Consider the following 18,991-nt stretch of genomic DNA (forward strand, 5'->3'; position numbering starts at 1 on the left):
GAGGAAGTAGTATGAGCAAGACGAATCCGAGGCTTACCAGTCTCATCGCCGACCTCAAGTCGGTGTCCCGCGACTCGGACGCCGACGTGTGGAGCACTGTCGCGGACCGCCTCGAGAAGCCCCGGAGCACCCACGCGGAAGTCAACCTCGGCCGCATCGAGCGGTACGCCGAGGAGGACGAGACCGTCATCGTGCCCGGCAAGGTTCTCGGGAGCGGGGTCCTGCAGAAGAACGTCACGGTCGCCGCCGTGGACTTCTCGTCCAGCGCGGAGACCAAGATCGAGCAGGCCGACGGTGAGGCGCTCGAGCTCGAACAGGCTATCGAACAGAATCCAGACGGTTCCAACGTGCGGGTGATCCGATGAGTCTCGCAGAATTCGACGCCGACGTCGTCGTCGACGCCCGCGACTGCATCCTCGGTCGCGTGGCCAGCAAGGTCGCACAGCGCGCGCTCGACGGCGAGCGCGTGGCGGTCATCAACGCCGAGGGCGCGGTCATCACCGGCAGCGAGGAGGACGTCATGTCGACCTACGAGAAGCGCGCCGAACTGGGGTCGGACAGCGGTCCGTACTACCCCAAGCGGCCGGACATGATCCTCAAGCGCTCCATCCGCGGCATGGTCCCGTACAAGCAGGACCGCGGCCGCGAGGCGTTCGAGAACGTCCGCGTCTACGTCGGCAACCCCTTCGACGAGGACGGCGAGGTCCTCGAGGGCACGTCGCTGGACCGGCTGTCGAACATCCGCTTCGTCCAGCTGGGCGAAGTCAGCGAGAACCTGGGTGCTAACGTCACATGGTAACCAACACGAGCGGCAAGAAGAAGACGGCCATCGCCCGCGCCACCGTCACGGAGGGCGAGGGCCGCGTGCGCATCAACTCCCAGCCAGTCGAGCTGGTCGAACCGGAGATGGCCCGGCTCAAGATGCTCGAGCCGTTCCGCGTCGCCGGCGAGGACGAGCGCGAGAACGTCGACGTCGAGGTCGACGTCCAGGGCGGCGGCATCAGCGGCCAGGCCGACGCGGTCCGCACCGCCATCGCGCGCGGGCTCGTCCAGTACACCAACGACGCCGAGCTCCGGGACGCGTTCATCGAGTTCGACCGGTCGCTGCTGGTCAACGACTCCCGGCGCTCCGAGCCCAAGAAGTGGGGCGGCCCCGGCGCTCGCGCCCGCTACCAGAAGTCCTACCGGTGATCACCATGACAGGAAACCCGCGGTCCGAAGGAGGCCACGTTAACCCATGATGGTACCCGTCCGCTGCTTCACGTGCGGCATGGTCGTCGGGGAGTACTGGGAGGAGTTCAAGGCACGGTCGGCGACGAAGGAGGGCGACGAGGACCCCCAGAAGGTCCTCGACGAACTCGGCGTCGAGCGACAGTGCTGCCGCCGGATGCTCGTGTCGCACAAGGACCTCGTCGACATCGTCGCTCCCTACCAGTAATGGCTCAGCAACGCTACTCCCGCTACGAGAAGGCTCGCATCATCGGGGCCCGCGCCCTGCAGGTGTCGTACGGCGCGCCCGTGCTGACCGACACCGACCAGACCGAGCCGATCCTCATCGCGGCCGACGAGTACGACGCCGGCGTCCTGCCGTTCACGGTGCGTCGGGGTGAGCGATGACGCTCGTCAGCGAGGTCCGGCTCCGCCAGATCCTCGACTCCCGGGGCAACCGCACGGTCGAGGCCGACGTCGTCACCGAGAGCGGCGGCTTCGGCCGGGCGGCCGCGCCGAGCGGCGCCTCGACCGGCGAGTACGAGGCCATCGAACTCGACCCGAGCGAGGCCATCGCCAGCGCCCGCGAACACGCCGTCCCCCGGCTCGAGGGCAAGGTCTACGTCGGCGACCAGCGCGACGTCGACCGCACCCTCCGGGCCGCCGACGGTACCGACGACTTCTCGGAGATCGGCGCCAACAGCGCGGTCGCCGTCAGCATGGCCGCCGCGAAGGCCGCGGCCGACGTGCTCGGCGCGCCGCTGTACCAGCACCTCGGCGGCGCCTTCCGGGGCGAGGAGTTCCCCACGCCGCTGGGCAACGTGGTCGGCGGCGGCGAGCACGCCGCGGACGCGACCGCGATCCAGGAGTTCCTGGCCGTGCCCGTCGGCGCGCCCAGCGTCCAGGACGCGGTGTTCGCCAACGCGGCGGTCCACCAGGCTGTCCACGACCTGCTCGCCGAGCGCGACGTCGCCGCCGGCAAGGGCGACGAGGGCGCGTGGGCGCCCTCCATCGACGACGAGGAGGCGTTCGAGATCGTCGCGGAGGCGACCGACACCGTGGCCGACGGGTTCGGCTTCGACGTGAAGTTCGGGCTCGACGTGGCCGCCTCGGAGCTGTACGACGCCGACGACGAGGAGTACGTCTACCGCGAGACGACCCGGTCGACCGACGAGCAGATCGCGTACATCGCGGACCTCGTCGACGAGTACGACCTCGCGTACGTCGAGGACCCGCTCGACGAGAACGACTACGAGGGCTTCGCGGAGCTGACCGAGAGGGTCGGCGACCGGACGCTGATCTGCGGCGACGACCTGTTCGTTACCAACGTCGACCGGCTGGAGACGGGCATCGAGCGGGGTGCGGCCAACTCCATCCTCGTCAAGCCCAACCAGATCGGCACGCTGTCGGACGCGGTCGACGCCGTGGAGCTCGCGGTCGAGAACGGCTACGAGCCGGTCATCTCCCACCGGAGCGGGGAGACCGAGGACACCACCATCGCACACCTCGCCGTGGCGACCGGTGCCCCGTACATCAAGACGGGCGCGGTCGGCGGCGAGCGAACCGCCAAGCTGAACGAACTCATCCGCATCGAGCAGAACGTATCCAGATTATGAGCGAGAACGACCCCGAACAGGTAGAAGACGAGGAAGGCCTCGACGCCGCGGAATCGGAGATCGACCCCGAACCCGAGGGCGCGGGCGGCGCGGAGCCGGCCGAACAGCCCGACGAGGACGTGGCGGCGGAGGCCGACGACGAACAGACGACCGAGGCGGCCGCGGAGGCCGACGAGGAGACCGAGGACGAGGCCGACGCCGGACCGGCGCTCGACGAGGACGTCATGGAGAACCAGGAGGAGGCCGACCTCCTCATCCCCGTCGAGGACTACCTCGGCGCCGGCGTCCACATCGGGACCCAGCAGAAGACCCAGGACATGGAGCGGTTCATCCACCGCGTCCGGACCGACGGGCTGTACGTCCTCGACGTCTCGAAGACCGACCAGCGCATCCGGACGGCCGCCGACTTCCTGGCCAACTACGACCCCGAGCAGATCCTGGTGACCAGCTCGCGCCAGTACGGCCGCTTCCCCGCCGAGAAGTTCGCGGAGGCGGTCGGCGCGCGCGCCCGGACCGGCCGGTTCATCCCCGGGACGCTCACCAACCCCAAGTACGACGGCTACATCGAGCCCGACGTCGTGGTCGTGACCGACCCCATCGGCGACGCCCAGGCGGTCACCGAGGCAATCACGGTGGGCATCCCGGTCATCGCGATGTGCGACTCCAACAACAACACCAGCAACGTCGACCTCGTGGTCCCCACGAACAACAAGGGCCGCAAGGCGCTGTCGGTCGTCTACTGGCTGCTCGCCAACGAGACGCTCGACCGCCGCGGCGCCGAGCCGACCTACTCGCTCGACGACTTCGAGAGCGAGATTTAGACGCCGGTTTCGAGTTTTCGTTTTCCGTCGTTCCGAATTGCAGGTAGCGGCGCATTCTCCCCCGAACCTGAACCGGCACTGGCGAGACTGACCCGCCCAGGCCGTTCGCGCGAGGCGTCGCCGCGCCCGGTCCGGTCGCCGGCCACGCGACTTTTGCGTCCGGCGGCGCACCGTCCGACCATGCGGGGGGACCGATGACCGACGACAGCATCGCCAGCCGACTACTCGACGCCGGGTCCAGGCGGCGGTTCCTGCGGCGCGGGGCGGTCGCGACCGTCGGCGCGGGGCTGGCCGCGGCCGGGACCGCGGCCGGACAGGACGGGGACGACGAGAACATCAACGTCGACGACGAGCTGTTCAAGGTCGCGACGTTCCAGACGAACTTCCACCCGGGGGCGCAGTTCGTCATCGTCTCGGACGTCATCGAGTGGACGCCCAACGTGCCCGCGAACCTTGGCACGTCGCTCAACGGCTACAACACCCACATGGTGGCGTACCTGAACACGGGCGAGCGCGTCCCGATGTTCATCATCGAGCAGGCCGAACTCACCGCCGAGTACGACTCCCAGCGCGGGTACTACGTCGACCCGGACGACACCGACGACGACGGCTTCCGCCAGCCGCAGGTGTACGAGACCCAGAACGAGTACTCGCTGTACGAGGAGACCGACAACATCGTCTCGCTGCTGGCGAGCCCGCTCGAGGAGGACGCGGAGAACCACATCTTCTCGGGCGAGGGCCTCGACAGCCAGGAGGAGTTCCAGGAGTTCCTCTTCTGAGACCGGACGCCGGAGCGCGCCCGCCGTCTGCCTGAGTCGGCGTCAGCCGACCGGCCCGGCGTCCGTCGTCCCGTTTCGCCGGCACGGTTCGTGTCCGCCGCCGGGACCGACGGCCCGGCGTCGCGGCGGGCGGGATCGCGGACCTACCGGTCGGCCTCGTCGAGACACTCCTCGATGGGAGCGACGATCTCGTCGGCCACGGTGTAGGGGTCGGTCTCGCGCTTCCTGACGCGCTCGACCAGGTCGTCCATCCCGCCGTGGCGCTCGATCTCGGACTCCAGCAGTTCGCCCACGTCCTCGCGGAGCAGGTTGCGGATCTCCTCCGCGTAGCGCATCCGCTCCTTCTCGGCGAGCATCCCCGACGATTCGAGGTGGGCGCGGTGGTCGGCCAGCGTCTCGACCAGCTCCTCGACGCCCTCGCCGGTCTCGGCGATCGTCTCGACGATCCGGGGTTCCCAGCCCTCGTCCTCGCTCTCGGCGTCGGCCCCGTTGTCGTCGTCGCCTCGCTCGGGGAGCTCGCTCGTGCCGTGGTGGCCGGTCGCGAGCCCGGCGGTGTGGTCGTTCTGCATGTGGACCATCTCCCGGAGCTCCTGGACCGTGCGGTCGGCGCCGTCGAGGTCGGCCTTGTTGACGACGAACACGTCGCCGATCTCCAGGATGCCGGCCTTGAGCATCTGGACGTCGTCGCCGCTGCCCGGCGGGACCAGCACCGCGACCGTGTCGGCCGACTTCACGATGTCGATCTCGTTCTGGCCCGCGCCGACCGTCTCGATGATGATCTTGTCCTTGCCGAACGCGTCCAGCGCCTTCACCGCGTCCGTGGTCGCGGTCGAGAGCCCGCCGAGGCTCCCCCGCGCGCTCATCGACCGGAAGAACACGTCCATGTCGCCGACGTTGCTCGCCATCCGGATGCGGTCGCCCAGCACCGCACCGCCGGTGAACGGCGAGGAGGGGTCGACCGCGATGACGCCGACGGTCTCGCCCCGCTCGCGGTAGTAGTCGGCCATCTTGTCCACGAGGGTGGACTTGCCGGCGCCGGGGCTGCCCGTGATGCCGATGACCTCGGCGCCGCCGGTGTGGTCGTGGAGCTGGGCGACCAGGTCGCGGTAGCCCGGCGCGCGGTTCTCGATCTTGGTGATGACCCGGGCGAGCGCCCGGTGCTTGCCCGCCAGCAGCTCCTCGACGAGGCCGGCGTGCTCGTGCTCGGCACTCATCGCTTCGGGGCGTTCTCCCGGACGAACTCGATGGTCTCCTCCATCGGCGTGCCGGGGCCGAACACCTCGGCGACCCCCATCTCCTTGAGCTCGGCCTTGTCGTCGTCGGGGACGACCCCGCCGACCAGCACGAGGGTGTCCTCGAACGCGTCGTACTCCTTCAGGCCGTCGATGATCTTGGGGACCAGCGTGTTGTGCGCGCCCGAGAGGATGGAGATGCCCAGGACGTTGACGTCCTCCTGGACGGCCGCCTGCACGATCTCGTCGGGGGCGTTGTGCAGGCCCGAGTAGATGACCTCGAACCCGGCGTCCCGGAACGCCCGGGCGATGACGTGGGCGCCCCGGTCGTGGCCGTCGAGACCGACCTTGGCGACGAGACAGCGGATCGACTGCTGTTCCTGGTCTGCGCTCATACCCGTGCGTTCGACACGTTCGACTTTGACAGTTACGGAAACCGTGGTGAAAGTTCGTTTGGGTTCGTGAAACCTTGGTTGGGAAATCGGGGACGGCGACGGGTCGCTCTTCGGTCGCGCGCCACGACCCTTCCGCCTCGGCACGTGCGAGCGACGAGCATCGGAGCGAACGACGCGAGTGAGACACGCAGGCGGTTGGGGAGGAGTGAGGCATGCGGTCGCGGTGCAGTGCGGTAACTCACAGGTGACGGCAGTAGCTAGCTTCGCGTTCTCGTCTTTTTCTCAACTGTACCGGAGAATCAGGGGATAAGGTACGCTTACCAGTCCGTCGCCTCAAACGTTCGACGGCGGACAGCAATACACTTGAGTCGATAGTCCCAACGACCGGACATGGCGACCACAACCGCGAAGCGCCGGGTGAAGGACAACCCGCGCGCCGCGACCGCGGTCCTCTCGATCCTGGGGTACGTGCTCGTGCTCGGGACGTTCGCCGGGCTCCTCCCCATCTATCCGGAGCTCGAACGCCCGACCGTGGACCTGCTGAGCCACGCCATCGCGGTCGTGAACACCGTCGCGCTCGCCTCGCTGCTGGCCGGGTGGCGCTGGATCCGCGCCGGCGAGGTCCGCAAGCACCGCGCCGCGATGCTGACCGCGTTCTCGCTCATCATGGTGTTCCTGGTGCTGTACCTCGTGAAGGTCGGCGGGGGCGGCGAGAAGTCGATCGCCGTGACCGGGCCGGTCTACTACGCCTACCTCGTGATGCTGGCGATCCACATCGTGCTGTCGGTGGTCGCGGTCCCCGTGGTGCTCCACGCCGTCGTGCTCGGGCTGACCCACACGCCCGCCGAGCTCCGGGACACCGGCCACGCGAAGGTGGGCCGGTGGGCGGCCGGCGCGTGGAGTCTGAGCCTCGCGCTCGGCATCGTGACGTACCTGATGCTCAACCACGTCTACGGGGTCGACGAGTACATGGCGGCGATGGCTCCCATCGTGGTCGGACTGCGTCGGTAGAGAGTGCGGTCAACGCGATTCAGAAAACGACTGATTCGAAGGAGCTAGCTACTGCCGTCACATCTGTCCCGCACAGCACCGCAACCGCGACGGCCTCACACCTCCCCAGCCGCCTGCGCTTCTCGCTCCCTTCGCTCACTGCGTTCGCCCGTCCCTCGCGCATCTCGGCGGACTCACGAGGAGTCCACCGTGAGAGCGAAGCTCCCACGGGCCTCGGCTCGCTCCGCTCGCCGAGACGCCAGCGCGCGCCGATGGTAGGAAATCAGATCGGGCGCGCAAGGACGACACCGAGGACACCCAGTCGACCGACTCCGCTCAGTCCGTCCGCGGAATCGCGTACGCCCCGGCCGCGAAGAAGACGAGCGTGAGGACCACCAGCACCGCGAGATTGGCCTCCCAGCCCGCGAGCGACCCGACGCTCGATGCGTCGGCACCGACAGCGCCGGGCCGGTAGGTCAGGTCCCGGACGCCCCGGGCGAAGTAGGTCAGCGGCGAGAGGTTCATCGCGGGCCGGAACCACGCCGGCAGCAGCCCCGGCGAGACGAAGGTGTCCGAGAGGAACAGCAGGGGGAGCGCGACGGTGTTGCTCGCGGCGATGACCCCGTCCTGGGAGTCGGCCAGCCCGCCGAGCACCGCGCCGAAGCCGCAGAACAGCGCGACAGCGAACGCGACGAACGCCGCGACGAGCGCGAGGGTCGCAGGGCCGAGCGCGAGGCTCGCGGTGCCGGTGACCAGCGCCATCAGCCCGAGGATGAGCAGCCCCGCGATGCCGATGATGGCGACGTTGACCAGCGTGTGGGCCAGCAGCCACTCGGCCCGGCCCAGCGGCGTGGTCGCCAGCTTCTCGAACCGGTTGCCCTCGCGGTGGCGCGCCACCTCCGAGCCGACCCGCGACAGCGGCGTGAACAGCACCACGACCGCGAGGTAGCCCGGCAGGTAGTAGCCCGGCGGCTGGGCGAACAGCCCGCCCCCGCCGGGGTTGGTCTGGACCAGCACCGCGAAGATGAGGATGAGGATGACCGGAAAGAAGAACGTGAAGAACACCGCGGTCCGGCGGCGGGTGAACGACCGCCACGCCGCGCTGGCCTCCGCCCGGACCCGTCCCGCGGCGGTCATCGCTCACCTCCCGCGAGGGCGGCGTCCTCCTCGCTTTCGGGCCGGCCGTCGAGGTCGCTCTCCCGGCCGACCGCGGCGTCCGTGCCGCCCGCGACCGACCGGCCGGTCAGCCGGAGGAACGCGTCCTCGAGGTCGGGCTCCGTCCAGGTCAGCGACTCGTAGGCGACCCCCGCCTCGTTCAGGGCCTCGACCACGCCGCCGATGTCCTCGGGGGCGACGCCCGCGACGACCAGCCCCTCGTCGGTCGCCTCGGCCTCGAAGTCGGTGCCGGCGAGCGCCTCGACCGCGGCGGCTCCGTCGCCCCCGGTCTCGACCTCGACCCGGGTCCGGCCGCCGTGCTCGGCCACGAGGTTCGCGGGCGTGCCGACCGCCGTGACCTCGCCGTCGGCCAGCAGCGCCACCCGGTCGGCGAGCCGCTGGGCCTCCTCCATGTAGTGGGTGGTGAGGAACACCGTGGTCCCGCGGTCGGCCAGGTCCTCGATCAGGGTCCAGAGCGCCCGCCGGCCCGCGGGGTCGATGCCGGTGGTGGGCTCGTCGAGGAAGAGCAGGTCCGGATCGTTGACCAGGGCGGTGCCGACGCAGGTCCGGCGGCGCTGGCCGCCCGAGAGGTTCTCGTACCAGGTCCCGTCGTCGCCGTCCATCCCGACCTCCGCGAGCACCGCCTCCGGGTCGCGGGCCTCGTCGTAGAGGCCGGCGTAGTACTCGACCAGTTCGCGCGCGGTGAGCCGCTCGGGCGGGTCGAACGACTGGGGGAGCAGGCCGAGCCGCTGGCGGTCGACCGACGCCGGGTCGGTGCCGAACACCGACACCGTCCCGGCGTCCGGGTCGGTCGTCCCGGTCAGCGACCGGACCAGCGTGGTCTTGCCGGCACCGTTCGGCCCGATGAGCGCGAACACCTCGCCCTCGCCGACCGACAGCGAGACGCCGTCGAGCGCCGTCGCGTCGCCGTAGGTCTTCCGGAGGTCCTCGGCGACGAGTACCTCGCTCATGGGCGGAGATTGTGGCGGTCGGCTGGTAAGCCGTTCGATTCGCTACTCGTCGTACTCCTTGAGGCGCTGCTTCCGGCGCTCGAACTCCTCGGTGGAGATGAGCCCCCGCGAGTGGGCGTCGCCGAGCCGGCGGAGCCGCTCCCCGACGGTCTGGTGGTCGGCCTCCGGGCCGTCGACGCCGCCGGTGTCGGGATTCTCGGCCGTCCGGCGGTAGGTCGCGTACTCGGCGGCCCGGGCCACGCCGTCGGCGTCGAACCGGCCGGGAATCCAGAGGTGGTACGCCGCGTCGTCGACCGACAGGTCGATGCGGTGGCGCTGCGGCCCGTCGCGGTGATCGACGCCGTCGATGTCACCGTACGGGAGGCTCAGCGACTTGTCGCCGGCGTCGTCGACGCCCAGCTGGAGGTACACCCGCAGGTCGGTGAACAGGTAGACGCCGCCGCGCTCGGGGTCGACTGTGGCCTCGGGGTCGCCGAGGCCGACGCCCTCCGGGGCGGCCTCGAAGCAGAACTTCGGGCGCTCGCCGTCCGCGAGGTGGGTGACGAGCGCCGATTCGAGGTCCGCGACGCCGTCGGCCGCGCCCGCCAGCCGGTCGGCCGTGACCGACGGGTGGTCGGCGCGGTCGGCCAGCATCGCGGCGAACCGTCTAGCGTCGTCGCCGGGCGAGGACATGGTCGTCAGACGAACGTCTGACGCCGAGCCAATTATAGTTGTCCGACGTTATCAGGAAAAATAATCCCGGCCGGGCGGCGGTCAGAACCACCGGCCGAAGGAGGGGCGCCACCGCAGCAGCGCGACCGTGAGGACGAACGCGGCCGTCCCGAGGGTGTAGGACCACTCGCTGGCCGCGGCCGCGACCGCGGTGCCGCTCCCGGCGAGGCCGGCCGCCAGCGAGGCGACGACCGGCCAGGTGCAGCTGACGCACGAGACCAGGCCGAGCAGCCCCGACACCGCCGACCCCGCGGTCTCGAGCACCGTGTCGTAGACCAGGTACGCCAGGGTCAGATAGCCCACGAGCTTGTACGGCATCAGCGAGAGCTCGACCGCCGACCCGGTGTACAGCAGCGCCGGGCCCCAGCCCGGCGGGAGCCACGCGACCCGCCAGCCCAGCGCGTGGTGGCCGCCGAGCGAGATCAGACCGCCGACGTATGTCAGCAGCGCGAAGTAGCCGACCGCGATGGCCGCCGCGACGTAGCGGTCCCGCCGCGACCGGGCGTCGGGGTCGGTCCGGACCAGCGCCCACGCGCTGACGTTGAGCCAGACGAACGGGAAGACGAGGTAGCGCCACTCGGTCACGGTCACGTCCGCGAGCAGCAGGTACGCGAACGTCAGGATGAGCTCGGTGTTGATCAGCAGCCCGCCCCACAGCAGGGCGCCGCGGCTCGGGCGGAGTCGACCGACGTCGAAGCCGAGCGTTCGTGTCATGGTCTGGATCGGGCGTTGGAGGGCTCCTGTGGGGGTCAGAACACCAGCGCGTCGGCGACGATCGCCAGCAGCAGCGCGCCGAGGTAGGCGTTCGAGGCGTGGAACGACCGGAACGCGGCCCGCTCGGTCCGCTCGCGGTGGAGCCGGACGACCGTCCAGAGGAACACGCCGCCGAAGGCGACGCTCGTCCCGGCGTACAGCAGGCCGAGCGAGGTGACCGCCGACAGCAGGCCCGCCGCCAGCAGGGTCGCGCCGAGGTACAGCAGGATGTGCTTGCGGGTGACGGCCTCGCCCCGGACCACGGGCATCATCGGGAAGCCCCCGCGGGCGTAGTCGTCCTTGTACGCCAGCGCGAGGTTGTAGAAGTGGGCGGGCGTCCACAGGAAGATGACCCCGGCCAGCACGACCGCCGGCAGGCCGATCTCGCCCGTGACCGCGGCCCCGCCGATGAGCGCGGGCAGCGCGCCGGCGAACCCGCCGATGACCGTGTTCTGGACGGTGTTTGGCTTGAGCACCAGCGTGTAGATGACGCTGTAGAACAGGATGGCGAACATCCCGAGCGCGGCCGCCAGCACGTTCACCGTCAGGAACGCGACCAGCGAGAGCGCGGCCAGCGCGAGGCCGAAGGCGACCGCGTTCCGGACCGGGATCCGGTCGGTCGCGGCGGGCCGGTCGGCGGTCCGGTTCATCTTCCTGTCGACGTCGCGTTCGAGGACGTGGTTGAACGTCCCAGAGGCGCCGATCGAGAGCACGCCGCCCGTGAGGGTGGCCAGCACCGTCTCGACCTCCAGGGCCGGCCCGGCCGCCAGCGCCATCCCGGCGGAGGCGACGAGGCAGAGCAGCCACATCAGCCGGGGCTTCATCAGCCGGAAGTAGGCGAACGCGGTCCGCTTCGCCCGGGCCAGCGGGCCGTCGGGCCGGTCGGCAGTCGCCGCGGGGGTCGGTTCCGCGGCGTCGGGGACCTCCTCGGGGTCGGCGATGCCGGCCGGCTCGTCGAACGTCTCGGGTTCGAGCGTCCACGCCAGCGCCACGACGATGCCGCCGAAGATGGCCATGCCGCCGACGAGGTGGACGGCCGACAGCAGCGCTGGCGTGGCGGCGGTCGCGGCGAACGCGCCGAGCGCGACCTGCGCCGGGTAGAGCACCGACGACGACGTGAGCGCGGCCCGGACCCGGCGGTCGGCGCCGGTCGTCCACGCGAGCCCGGTGGTGACCGCGAGCGCGAGCCCGACGACCAGCGCGGCGACCCGGTGGCCCCACGCGACCGCGAGCATGGGCCGGTCGAGCGGGACCAGCCAGCGACCGTTGCACGCGGGCCACGTCGGGCAGGCGGCCGCGGCGTCGGTCAGCGCCGTGGTCGCGCCGACCACCACCAGCAGGTAGACGCCCAGCGCCGTGGCGGCGAGCATCGTGACGAACCGCCGAGACGTGTGTCCGGTCACGCGAATCTCCTAGTCAGTTGTGGGGACTCGTCGTATTTAGAAGAACCGAATCGCGGGGCGGGCGGCCCGTCGTCCCCGGCACCCGAATCGGGAAGTCAGTAGGTATTTATGAGTCTCGTCCCAAATTCCCACCAGCATGAGTTCAAAGCGGACAGCGTTCGCAACGCTACTGGGGATCGCGGGGCTCGCCCTGTTCGCCGACCCGGCGCTCGCGCAGGGGTACGACTCCACCACGGAGGCGCTGATACAGTCGCTGAACACCCAGCTGCTGTACATGGCGATACCCATCACGGTGCTGGTCGAGGGCATCCTCGTCTACACGGTGTGGAAGTACCGGAAGAACGACGATCCCAAGCCGACCAAGGAGAACCGACGGCTCGAGATCTCGTGGACCATCGCCACCGCGCTGGTCCTGCTGGTCGTCGGGTACGCCTCCTACGGCGTGATGGCCAACGAGTACGTCGCGAAGCCCGAGGAGGCCTACTCGCCGAGCGAGGAGGCCGTCGAGGTCGAGGTCGTCGGCCAGAAGTACCTCTGGAACTACAACTACGAGGACGCCAACGTCTCGACGACCGGGACGCTGGTCCTGCCGCGGGGGAAGAACGTCTACCTCCACGTGACGTCGAAGGACTGGCTGCACGCCCTCCACGTGCCCGAGCTCGGGCTGAAGCAGGACGCCGTCCCCGGCACCCACAACACCATCAAGACCAAGCCCACCAGCCTCGGCACCTACCAGCTCTACTGTGCGGAGTACTGCGGCGTGGGCCACTCGAAGATGCTCGGCGAGGTCCAGGTCGTGACCCAGGAGGAGTACCAGGACTGGCTCGACGAGCAGCAGGGCAACAGTTCGAGCTGACGGACGTCCGCTCCGTCCCGCTCGACGCCGCTTCCTTTTCTCTCGGTCGGTCCCAGCGAACTCGCTCGGAGTCCGCTCTTCCGTCCGAACTCCGCTCCCCGCCGCGGCCTCCGAGGACGGTCTCCCCTTCCACCCGAATCGCGCTCCGCAACGCGACTCGGTCGGCGTCCCTCGCTCCGCAACCGGGACTCTCGGTTCCGGTCGAGCGAGCCGCCTCCGTCGACAGTCTGCGAGCGAGCTATCCGTCGGCCGTCGGGTCGGGTTCGGCGACCACGACCACGTACTCGGTCTCGCCGCCGTCGCGGGCGATGGGCTCGGCCCGCCGGACGTCGAACCCCGCGTCCCCGACCAGCCGGGTCCAGTAGCTCACCGGGTCGGCGTCGACGCCGTGGGTCAGCGGGAGCTCCAGGACGCCGAGCCGGCCGTCGGGCCGACACGCGCGGCGGGCCTCGGCCAGCGCGTGCTCGGCGTCGGCCCGCGGGAGGTCGTGGAGGACGCGGCAGGCCGTGACCGCGTCCGCGCTGTCGTCGCCGAGGGGGAGCCCGCTCGCGTCGCCCGCCACGGCCGCGACGTCGAGGCCGGCCCGCGCCGCGTTCCGGCGGGCGAGGGCGGGCCCGTTGCCGAGGATGATCCGGGAGTCGAACACGTCGAGCCCGACAACGGTGCAGTCGTCGGGGAGCCACGGGGCGAGTCCGACCAGCGAGCGGCCGGTGCCACAGCCCACGTCGACGACGAGGTCGGCGTCGGCGAGGGGGAGCGCCCGGCCCAGCGCGTCGTACTTATCCCGCTCCAGGGCCCACGGCGGCGGCGAGAGGAGTCGCTTCACCGGGCCGTAGCCACGGATCGCGGCCGCGAGTGCCAGAAGGGCGGCGACCGGGCGACCGCGGCGACCGCGGCGCCACAGGAGGAGGCTCGCCGCCGCGAGCGCGAGCGCCGCGGCGATGCGGCGGAAGCGGCGGCGCCAGTGGTACGCACCGAAGTTGTAGTTCGGCCCCATCGGTCGGTCCGACGGGCCGGGCGCAGAAAAAGCCCCGAGTGGAGGCCGCGGTTCGGCGGTTCAGACCGTGATCTGGGCGCCGGCGTACAGCACGACGACGAGGAAGATCCAGACCGCGTCGACGAAGTGCCAGTACATCGAGACCGTCGTGACCGAAAGCTCGCGGTCGGCGGTGTACTGCCCGTACAGCGCGCGGACGAACACGATACCGAGCAGCACCGCGCCCATCGAGACGTGGAGGCCGTGGAGGCCGGTCAGCGCGTAGAAGGCGCTGCCGAAGATGCCCGACGCGAGCGTGAAGCCCTCGTGCTGGATGAACTCGTAGTACTCCAGGATCTGGCCGCCGATGAAGACGATGCCCAGCACCAGCGTCGCCGCGAGTCCGACGAGGAAGTTCCGGCGGTTGTTCTTCCGGAGCTCGACGTGGGCCCAGTGGAGCGTGATGCTGGACAGCACCAGCAGCGCGGTGTTGATGAGCACCAGCGACCCCAGCAGGTGGGGGAGCTCGGCCCCCGACGGCGGCCACGCCTCGAGCCGGATCCAGAAGTAGTAGGCGAACCCGGCGCCGAACGTCGCCAGTTCGGAGCCGAGGAACAGTACCATCCCCCACTTGAGCGCGCTGCCGCCGTGGCCCTCGCTCGACCAGAACGCCTTGACGAACGCGTGGTAGGTCCACCCGTACAGTCCCACCAGGAACAGGGTGACGGCCCCGACGAACGTCACCGGCCCGTAGATGGGGTTCACGACGGGCTGCTGGCCCCGCCCGAGCAGGAACAGGGCGGCCCCGACGTAGATGCCCGCGCCGCCCAGCGCGGTGACGAAGGGCCACCAGCTCGCCTCGCCGAACCCGCGCGGCCAGTCCTCGACGGCCGGCAGGTGGTGGCCGTGCTCTTCCGTTGAGTCGTCCGCTACTGTCATACCCGGACCTTGCGGGTCGAATAGTAAAAAGCCACCTGAACGCGTCCGCGTGGCGACGCGACCCCGCGACGCGGCGCCGGTATCGACTGCTCGCCCGCCGGTGCCGATTCCTCGCTCGCCAGCGCCGACCGCTCGCTCTCCGCCGACTACCGGACAACCGTTCCTACCGGTCGACCTCCGGCTCGTCGACGACCCGCCGGCGCTGGCGCCGCAGCGTTTCGGGTGTCCGGGCGTAGACGTGCTCGAAGATGTCGTCGACGTCCGTGCCGGTGCGGTCCTCGACGTTCACGACCGCCTCGGCGACCCGATCGTCAGCCCACTCCCGGAGCTCCCGCTCGTCGTCGTCGGACCAGTCGTGGGCCGCTTCGAGGTAGTCGCGGGTGCGCTCGAGCGGATCCCTGCGCTGCCACTCCTCGACCTCGTCGTCGTCGCGGTACTTCGAGGGGTCGTCGGTGGTGGTGTGGGCGCCCCGCCGGTAGGTGACCGCCTCGATGAGCCGCGGCCCCTCGCCGGCCTTCGCGGCGTCGAGGGCGTCACGGACCGCGCCGTACACCGCCAGCACGTCGTTGCCGTCGACGCGGACGCCCTCGAAGCCGTACGCGTCGGCCTTCTGGGCGATGGTCGCGGAGGCGGTCTGGCGCTCGCGGGGGACCGAGATGGCCCACTGGTTGTTCTGACAGAAGAACACCGTGGGGGCGTCGAAGACGCCGGCGACGTTCATCCCCTCGTGGAAGTCGCCCTCGCTGGTCGCGCCGTCGCCGAAGCTGACGAGGCTCGCGCAGTCGTCGCCCCGGTAGTCGGCCGCCATGCTTGTGCCGACCGCGTGGGGGAGCTGGGTCGCGATGGGGATGGTCGGCGGGAACGTCCGGAGGCCCTCCGGGTCCTCGCGGTCCACGTAGTTGCCCTCGCCGAGCAGGTAGACGAGCACGTCCTCGAGTTCGAGGCCCCGCGTGAGGTACATCGCGTGGTCCCGGTACGTCGGGAAGCAGTAGTCGTCCGCCGAGAGCGCGAAGGCCGCGCCGACCTGGGCGGCCTCCTGGCCCTGGAGGGGCGCGTACGTCCCGATGCGGCCCTGGCGGTGGAGCTTTACGGCCTTCTCGTCGAAGGTCCGAGCGAGTACCTGGAGCCGGTAGAGGTCGGTCGCCGCCGACTCTGTGAGGTCCGGGACCGTTCGCTCGTCGACGGTACCGTCCGGTTCGACCACGCGGGTCACGTCGGGTGCCTGTATTGCCATGTCGTCGATCACCGACCGTCTATGGCAAAATGTGCCTCCATCGTTATAAAGTATTGTTGGGGGTCCAAAATGTCGTAGACTGTTCGCCGTCTTTAAAAGACGCTCCCGGAATCTTCTACGACTCGTCGGCGGGACCCCGGTTCGAGTGACGAATCGCCGGACCTTTTCGATTCGAAAAACTTACGCCGTCGCCGAGTTCATGCGGTGGTATGACACAGTGGATCGGCGAGACGTTCACGAGCGACGCCGGGTGGAACCTCCTCGAATCGCTCGTCGACGTCGGCGACCGGATGGCCGGCAGCGAGGGCGAGCGCGAGGCCGCGGAACTGGTCCGCGACGCGCTCGACCGCGTCGGCGCCCGGAACGTCCGGCTGGCGGAGTTCGACGTGCAGGGCTGGAGTCGCGGCGACAGCGCGGTCCGGGCCGGCGGCACGGTCCAGGACTGCATCGCGCTCCCGCGGAGTCCGGCCGAGGCGGCGGCGGGCGAACTCGTGGACCTCGGCCACGGCCTGCCCGAGGACTTCGAGGACGCGGACCTCGACGGGAAGGTGGTGATGGCCGCCTCGAACGTCCCCGACTACTACGACCGGTTCGTCCACCGCCGGGAGAAGTACTACCACGCCGTCGAGGCCGGCGCGGCCGGGTTCGTCTTCCGGAACCACGTCGAGGGGTGTCTCCCGCCGACGGGCAGCGTCGGCACCGACGAGGACCCCATCGGCGACGTCCCGGCGGTGGGCGTCAGCAAGGAGGTCGGCGCCCGACTCGCGCGCCGCTGGGAGGGCGAAGAGATCGAGGTGGCGGTCGAGGCGGACGTCCACGACGCGACCAGCCAGAACGTCCACGCCGAACTCGGGCCGGACACCGACGAGGAGGTGCTGGTGACCAGCCACGTCGACGCCCACGACATCGCCGAGGGCGCGATGGACAACGGGGCCGGCACGGCGATGGTCGTCGAGATGGCGAAGGCGCTGGCCGCCCGCGAGGACGAACTCGACACGAGGGTCCACTTCATCGCGTACGGCGCCGAGGAGGTCGGGCTGGTCGGGTCGGGCCGCGACGCCGAGGAGCGCGACAGGGACGCAATCAAGGCCATCGTGAACAACGACGGCGTGGTCCGGGGCCGGACGCTCTCGTTCTACACCCACGGCTTCGACGCGCTCGACGAGGCGGCCGAAGCGGTCGCCGACGACCTCGGTCACCCGGTGACGACCATCCCCGAGCAGGGGCCCCACAGCGACCACTGGCCCTACGTCCAGTGGGGCGTGCCGGGCTACCACGTCATGAGCGAGACCGGCGACGAGGGCCGCGGGTGGGGCCACACCTACGCCGACACGCTCGACAAGCTCGAGGTCCGGGACCTCCGCGAGCAGGCCGTCCTGCTCACGGAGCTGACGGTCCGGCTCGCGAGCGACGAGTTCGCGGTCGACCACAAGGACCCCGAGGAGATCGCGGCCGCACTCGAGGCCGAGGACCAGGCCGAGGGGATGAAGATCATCGGCGACTGGCCCTACGACGAGTAGTCGCGGCGCGCCGGACCGCATCCCTCCCTGTTCTCTCGACAGAAGACACTTACCGGCGACCCGAGAACCGGCGGCCGATGCCCTCCACGTACTCCCGAAGGACCGTGCTCGCGTGCTGCGCGACCGGTCTCGGCGTCGGCGCGGCCGGCTGTCTCGGAAGCCTCCCCGCGGACCCGACCGACGACTCGGGGCCGGCGACCGCGACCGAAGTCGCGTCGGGCGGCACCGGTCCGAACGCGACGACCGCCGATCCGACGCCGATTCCGGCCGGCGTGGTCTCCGACGCCGAGGCGAAGAAACGTGCGCTCGCCGCCGAGGAGCGGTACCTGAAGGACCGGCTCCGCGAGGCGTCCTGCCTGCAAAATTGGGGGACGACCCCGACGACGTCGAGCGAGCGCGCGACGGTCACCGACCGGACCGCCGACGGGGTCCGCGTCGAGGTCCACCACCCCTACTCCTACTCGACCGACCGGACGGAGGCCGACCTCGCGTCGACCGCGCGCTACGTCGTCACCGCCGACGCGGTCCGGCGGGTCGACGGCGACGAGGTCTCGCCCTGCTGAGCCCCCGCCCGCGCCGACTCCGTATCCTTTTCACGGGTGGCGGCGCAAGGTGGTACCAATGGGTAGCGCGAACGCCGAGGAGGCCGAACCGGGATGACGCTCGGAATCGTTGGCGAGGGCGCGCTCGCCGACCGCGTCCGCGAGGCGGTCGCGACCGACGCCGCGGTCGCCGAGGGTCCCGCGACCGAGGTGGCGGCGGCCGACCCCGACGCGGTCGTCGCGGTCGGCGAGTCGGCCCTGCTGGCGCTGGTCCGGGCGGGCGTCGACGCGCCGGTCCTGCCCGTCGACGCCGGGCCCGGCTACGGCGGCATCGCCGCGGACGCCGCGACCGACGGCGCCGACCCCGGGCCAGCGATCGACGCCCTGGTCGCGGGCGAGTTCGAGACCGAGCCCCGGGCGGTCCTGGGGGTCTCGGTCGGCGGGGAGCGCGCCGGGCGCGCGCTGGCCGACGCGATGCTGGTGACGACCGAACCCGCCCGCATCTCGGAGTACGCCGTCCGGTCCAGGAACGAGCGGGTCGGGCGGTTCCGCGCCGACGGCGTGGTGGTCTCGACGCCGACCGGCAGCCACGGCTACGGCCGGAGCGCCGGCGGCCCGCTGCTCGAACCCGCGTCGGGCGTGGTCGGGGTCGTCCCGGTCGCGCCGTTCGCGGTGAACGTCGACCACTGGGTGGTGTCGACCGACCGGCCGGTCGAACTCACGGTCGAGCGCGACGAGGGCGCGGTGTCGCTGCTGCTCGACGACGAGGCGGTCCGCGAGGTGCCGCCGCACACGCCGGTCGCGGTCCGCGAGGACGGCCGGCTCGACCTCGTTCGCGTCGCCGAGAGCCCGCCGTTCTTCGAGCGGTAACCGTCGACGGGCGCGACGC

General features: G+C 70.6%; 23 protein-coding genes. 13 read left to right on the top strand and 10 right to left on the bottom strand.

Going from position 1 to position 18,991, the window contains the following annotated elements:
* The first annotated feature begins 11 nt into the window (after positions 1-11).
* From ACQUQF_RS12705 to ACQUQF_RS12740, 8 genes are all read left to right on the top strand, one after another.
* Positions 12-365, top strand: coding sequence for a 50S ribosomal protein L18e (locus ACQUQF_RS12705; RefSeq protein ID WP_435179346.1), 354 nt, complete (start codon positions 12-14; stop codon positions 363-365).
* Positions 362-799 (top strand): 50S ribosomal protein L13, encoded by a 438-nt coding sequence (locus ACQUQF_RS12710; protein WP_435179348.1) that lies wholly within the window; start codon positions 362-364, stop codon positions 797-799. Before ACQUQF_RS12705 ends, ACQUQF_RS12710 begins: the two co-directional genes overlap by 4 nt.
* Entirely contained in the window at positions 793-1,191 is a 399-nt protein-coding gene (locus tag ACQUQF_RS12715) for a 30S ribosomal protein S9 (protein ID WP_435179350.1), read from the top strand. The genes ACQUQF_RS12710 and ACQUQF_RS12715 overlap by 7 nt, the downstream gene beginning before the upstream one ends.
* A 46-nt stretch (positions 1,192-1,237) precedes the next feature.
* A complete protein-coding gene (locus tag ACQUQF_RS12720; protein ID WP_435179352.1) occupies positions 1,238-1,438 on the top strand; it encodes a DNA-directed RNA polymerase subunit N in 201 nt (66 codons plus the stop codon).
* Complete coding sequence (locus tag ACQUQF_RS12725) at positions 1,438-1,617, top strand: DNA-directed RNA polymerase subunit K (RefSeq protein ID WP_115795492.1); 180 nt, start codon at positions 1,438-1,440, stop codon at positions 1,615-1,617. Before ACQUQF_RS12720 ends, ACQUQF_RS12725 begins: the two co-directional genes overlap by 1 nt.
* Positions 1,614-2,825, top strand: coding sequence for a phosphopyruvate hydratase (gene eno / locus ACQUQF_RS12730; protein ID WP_435179355.1), 1,212 nt, complete (start codon positions 1,614-1,616; stop codon positions 2,823-2,825). Before ACQUQF_RS12725 ends, eno begins: the two co-directional genes overlap by 4 nt.
* Positions 2,822-3,646 carry a 30S ribosomal protein S2 gene (gene rpsB, locus ACQUQF_RS12735; protein ID WP_435179358.1) on the top strand — a complete coding sequence of 275 codons (825 nt, stop codon included), beginning with the start codon at positions 2,822-2,824 and terminating at the stop codon, positions 3,644-3,646. Before eno ends, rpsB begins: the two co-directional genes overlap by 4 nt.
* A gap of 194 nt (positions 3,647-3,840) precedes the next feature.
* Complete coding sequence (locus ACQUQF_RS12740; protein ID WP_435179361.1) at positions 3,841-4,425, top strand: hypothetical protein; 585 nt, start codon at positions 3,841-3,843, stop codon at positions 4,423-4,425.
* A 143-nt stretch (positions 4,426-4,568) separates the two neighbouring features.
* Here ACQUQF_RS12740 and meaB read toward each other — a convergent pair whose 3' ends face one another.
* On the bottom strand, positions 4,569-5,639 hold the full coding sequence (meaB, locus tag ACQUQF_RS12745) for a methylmalonyl Co-A mutase-associated GTPase MeaB (RefSeq protein WP_435179364.1): 1,071 nt from the start codon (positions 5,637-5,639) through the stop codon (positions 4,569-4,571).
* Complete coding sequence (locus ACQUQF_RS12750; RefSeq protein ID WP_435179366.1) at positions 5,636-6,052, bottom strand: cobalamin B12-binding domain-containing protein; 417 nt, start codon at positions 6,050-6,052, stop codon at positions 5,636-5,638. The genes meaB and ACQUQF_RS12750 overlap by 4 nt, the downstream gene beginning before the upstream one ends.
* A gap of 390 nt (positions 6,053-6,442) precedes the next feature.
* Between ACQUQF_RS12750 and ACQUQF_RS12755 the strand changes: the two genes are divergently transcribed.
* Complete coding sequence (locus tag ACQUQF_RS12755; RefSeq protein WP_435179369.1) at positions 6,443-7,063, top strand: DUF420 domain-containing protein; 621 nt, start codon at positions 6,443-6,445, stop codon at positions 7,061-7,063.
* 315 nt (positions 7,064-7,378) lie between these two features.
* On the opposite strand, the gene ACQUQF_RS12760 is transcribed toward ACQUQF_RS12755, so the two are convergent.
* From ACQUQF_RS12760 to cyoE, 5 genes are all read right to left on the bottom strand, one after another.
* Positions 7,379-8,179: an ABC transporter permease gene (locus ACQUQF_RS12760; protein WP_435179372.1), complete on the bottom strand. Its 801-nt coding sequence runs from the start codon at positions 8,177-8,179 to the stop codon at positions 7,379-7,381.
* A complete protein-coding gene (locus tag ACQUQF_RS12765) occupies positions 8,176-9,168 on the bottom strand; it encodes an ABC transporter ATP-binding protein (RefSeq protein ID WP_435179374.1) in 993 nt (330 codons plus the stop codon). Before ACQUQF_RS12765 ends, ACQUQF_RS12760 begins: the two co-directional genes overlap by 4 nt.
* A 42-nt stretch (positions 9,169-9,210) precedes the next feature.
* Positions 9,211-9,840 (bottom strand): SHOCT domain-containing protein, encoded by a 630-nt coding sequence (locus ACQUQF_RS12770; RefSeq protein WP_435179376.1) that lies wholly within the window; start codon positions 9,838-9,840, stop codon positions 9,211-9,213.
* A gap of 81 nt (positions 9,841-9,921) precedes the next feature.
* Positions 9,922-10,593: a DUF7546 family protein gene (locus ACQUQF_RS12775; protein ID WP_435179378.1), complete on the bottom strand. Its 672-nt coding sequence runs from the start codon at positions 10,591-10,593 to the stop codon at positions 9,922-9,924.
* Positions 10,594-10,628: 35 nt separating this feature from the next.
* The gene (gene cyoE, locus ACQUQF_RS12780) at positions 10,629-12,002 is read right to left on the bottom strand and encodes a heme o synthase (protein WP_435179530.1); all 1,374 of its coding nucleotides are present in this window, start codon (positions 12,000-12,002) and stop codon (positions 10,629-10,631) included.
* A 169-nt stretch (positions 12,003-12,171) separates the two neighbouring features.
* Here cyoE and coxB point away from each other — a divergent pair, with 169 nt between their 5' ends.
* Positions 12,172-12,891 carry a cytochrome c oxidase subunit II gene (gene coxB, locus ACQUQF_RS12785; RefSeq protein ID WP_435179380.1) on the top strand — a complete coding sequence of 240 codons (720 nt, stop codon included), beginning with the start codon at positions 12,172-12,174 and terminating at the stop codon, positions 12,889-12,891.
* 238 nt (positions 12,892-13,129) lie between these two features.
* Here the strand turns inward: coxB and ACQUQF_RS12790 are convergent, their stop codons facing one another.
* From ACQUQF_RS12790 to pdhA, 3 genes are all read right to left on the bottom strand, one after another.
* Positions 13,130-13,888, bottom strand: coding sequence for a class I SAM-dependent methyltransferase (locus ACQUQF_RS12790; protein ID WP_435179382.1), 759 nt, complete (start codon positions 13,886-13,888; stop codon positions 13,130-13,132).
* A gap of 60 nt (positions 13,889-13,948) precedes the next feature.
* Positions 13,949-14,806, bottom strand: a complete 858-nt coding sequence (locus tag ACQUQF_RS12795; RefSeq protein WP_435179384.1) for a cytochrome c oxidase subunit 3 — start codon at positions 14,804-14,806, stop codon at positions 13,949-13,951.
* 163 nt (positions 14,807-14,969) lie between these two features.
* The gene (pdhA, locus tag ACQUQF_RS12800; protein WP_435179386.1) at positions 14,970-16,040 is read right to left on the bottom strand and encodes a pyruvate dehydrogenase (acetyl-transferring) E1 component subunit alpha; all 1,071 of its coding nucleotides are present in this window, start codon (positions 16,038-16,040) and stop codon (positions 14,970-14,972) included.
* Positions 16,041-16,249: 209 nt separating this feature from the next.
* Here pdhA and ACQUQF_RS12805 point away from each other — a divergent pair, with 209 nt between their 5' ends.
* The 3 genes from ACQUQF_RS12805 (at position 16,250) to ACQUQF_RS12815 (ending at position 18,972) form a co-directional block, all read left to right on the top strand.
* The gene (locus ACQUQF_RS12805; RefSeq protein ID WP_435179388.1) at positions 16,250-17,560 is read left to right on the top strand and encodes a M28 family peptidase; all 1,311 of its coding nucleotides are present in this window, start codon (positions 16,250-16,252) and stop codon (positions 17,558-17,560) included.
* 77 nt (positions 17,561-17,637) lie between these two features.
* Entirely contained in the window at positions 17,638-18,123 is a 486-nt protein-coding gene (locus ACQUQF_RS12810) for a hypothetical protein (protein WP_435179390.1), read from the top strand.
* Positions 18,124-18,216: 93 nt separating this feature from the next.
* Positions 18,217-18,972, top strand: coding sequence for an ATP-NAD kinase (locus ACQUQF_RS12815; RefSeq protein WP_435179392.1), 756 nt, complete (start codon positions 18,217-18,219; stop codon positions 18,970-18,972).
* Positions 18,973-18,991 lie beyond the last annotated feature (19 nt).

Origin of the sequence: Halorussus sp. AFM4 (assembly GCF_051194995.1) — an archaeon.
In the GTDB taxonomy this organism is placed as follows: Archaea; Halobacteriota; Halobacteria; order Halobacteriales; family Haladaptataceae; genus Halorussus.

Coding starts and splice junctions, on each gene's coding strand:
- ACQUQF_RS12770 (WP_435179376.1), bottom strand. CDS start 9,840: ATGTCCTCGCCCGGCGACGACGCTAGACGGTTCGCCGCGATGCTGGCC.
- ACQUQF_RS12710 (WP_435179348.1), top strand. CDS start 362: ATGAGTCTCGCAGAATTCGACGCCGACGTCGTCGTCGACGCCCGCGAC.
- rpsB (WP_435179358.1), top strand. CDS start 2,822: ATGAGCGAGAACGACCCCGAACAGGTAGAAGACGAGGAAGGCCTCGAC.
- ACQUQF_RS12720 (WP_435179352.1), top strand. CDS start 1,238: ATGATGGTACCCGTCCGCTGCTTCACGTGCGGCATGGTCGTCGGGGAG.
- ACQUQF_RS12750 (WP_435179366.1), bottom strand. CDS start 6,052: ATGAGCGCAGACCAGGAACAGCAGTCGATCCGCTGTCTCGTCGCCAAG.
- pdhA (WP_435179386.1), bottom strand. CDS start 16,040: ATGGCAATACAGGCACCCGACGTGACCCGCGTGGTCGAACCGGACGGT.
- ACQUQF_RS12775 (WP_435179378.1), bottom strand. CDS start 10,593: ATGACACGAACGCTCGGCTTCGACGTCGGTCGACTCCGCCCGAGCCGC.
- meaB (WP_435179364.1), bottom strand. CDS start 5,639: ATGAGTGCCGAGCACGAGCACGCCGGCCTCGTCGAGGAGCTGCTGGCG.
- ACQUQF_RS12815 (WP_435179392.1), top strand. CDS start 18,217: ATGACGCTCGGAATCGTTGGCGAGGGCGCGCTCGCCGACCGCGTCCGC.
- ACQUQF_RS12740 (WP_435179361.1), top strand. CDS start 3,841: ATGACCGACGACAGCATCGCCAGCCGACTACTCGACGCCGGGTCCAGG.
- eno (WP_435179355.1), top strand. CDS start 1,614: ATGACGCTCGTCAGCGAGGTCCGGCTCCGCCAGATCCTCGACTCCCGG.
- ACQUQF_RS12810 (WP_435179390.1), top strand. CDS start 17,638: ATGCCCTCCACGTACTCCCGAAGGACCGTGCTCGCGTGCTGCGCGACC.
- ACQUQF_RS12705 (WP_435179346.1), top strand. CDS start 12: ATGAGCAAGACGAATCCGAGGCTTACCAGTCTCATCGCCGACCTCAAG.
- ACQUQF_RS12760 (WP_435179372.1), bottom strand. CDS start 8,179: ATGACCGCCGCGGGACGGGTCCGGGCGGAGGCCAGCGCGGCGTGGCGG.
- cyoE (WP_435179530.1), bottom strand. CDS start 12,002: ATGCTCGCCGCCACGGCGCTGGGCGTCTACCTGCTGGTGGTGGTCGGC.
- ACQUQF_RS12805 (WP_435179388.1), top strand. CDS start 16,250: ATGACACAGTGGATCGGCGAGACGTTCACGAGCGACGCCGGGTGGAAC.
- coxB (WP_435179380.1), top strand. CDS start 12,172: ATGAGTTCAAAGCGGACAGCGTTCGCAACGCTACTGGGGATCGCGGGG.
- ACQUQF_RS12725 (WP_115795492.1), top strand. CDS start 1,438: ATGGCTCAGCAACGCTACTCCCGCTACGAGAAGGCTCGCATCATCGGG.
- ACQUQF_RS12765 (WP_435179374.1), bottom strand. CDS start 9,168: ATGAGCGAGGTACTCGTCGCCGAGGACCTCCGGAAGACCTACGGCGAC.
- ACQUQF_RS12790 (WP_435179382.1), bottom strand. CDS start 13,888: ATGGGGCCGAACTACAACTTCGGTGCGTACCACTGGCGCCGCCGCTTC.
- ACQUQF_RS12755 (WP_435179369.1), top strand. CDS start 6,443: ATGGCGACCACAACCGCGAAGCGCCGGGTGAAGGACAACCCGCGCGCC.
- ACQUQF_RS12715 (WP_435179350.1), top strand. CDS start 793: ATGGTAACCAACACGAGCGGCAAGAAGAAGACGGCCATCGCCCGCGCC.
- ACQUQF_RS12795 (WP_435179384.1), bottom strand. CDS start 14,806: ATGACAGTAGCGGACGACTCAACGGAAGAGCACGGCCACCACCTGCCG.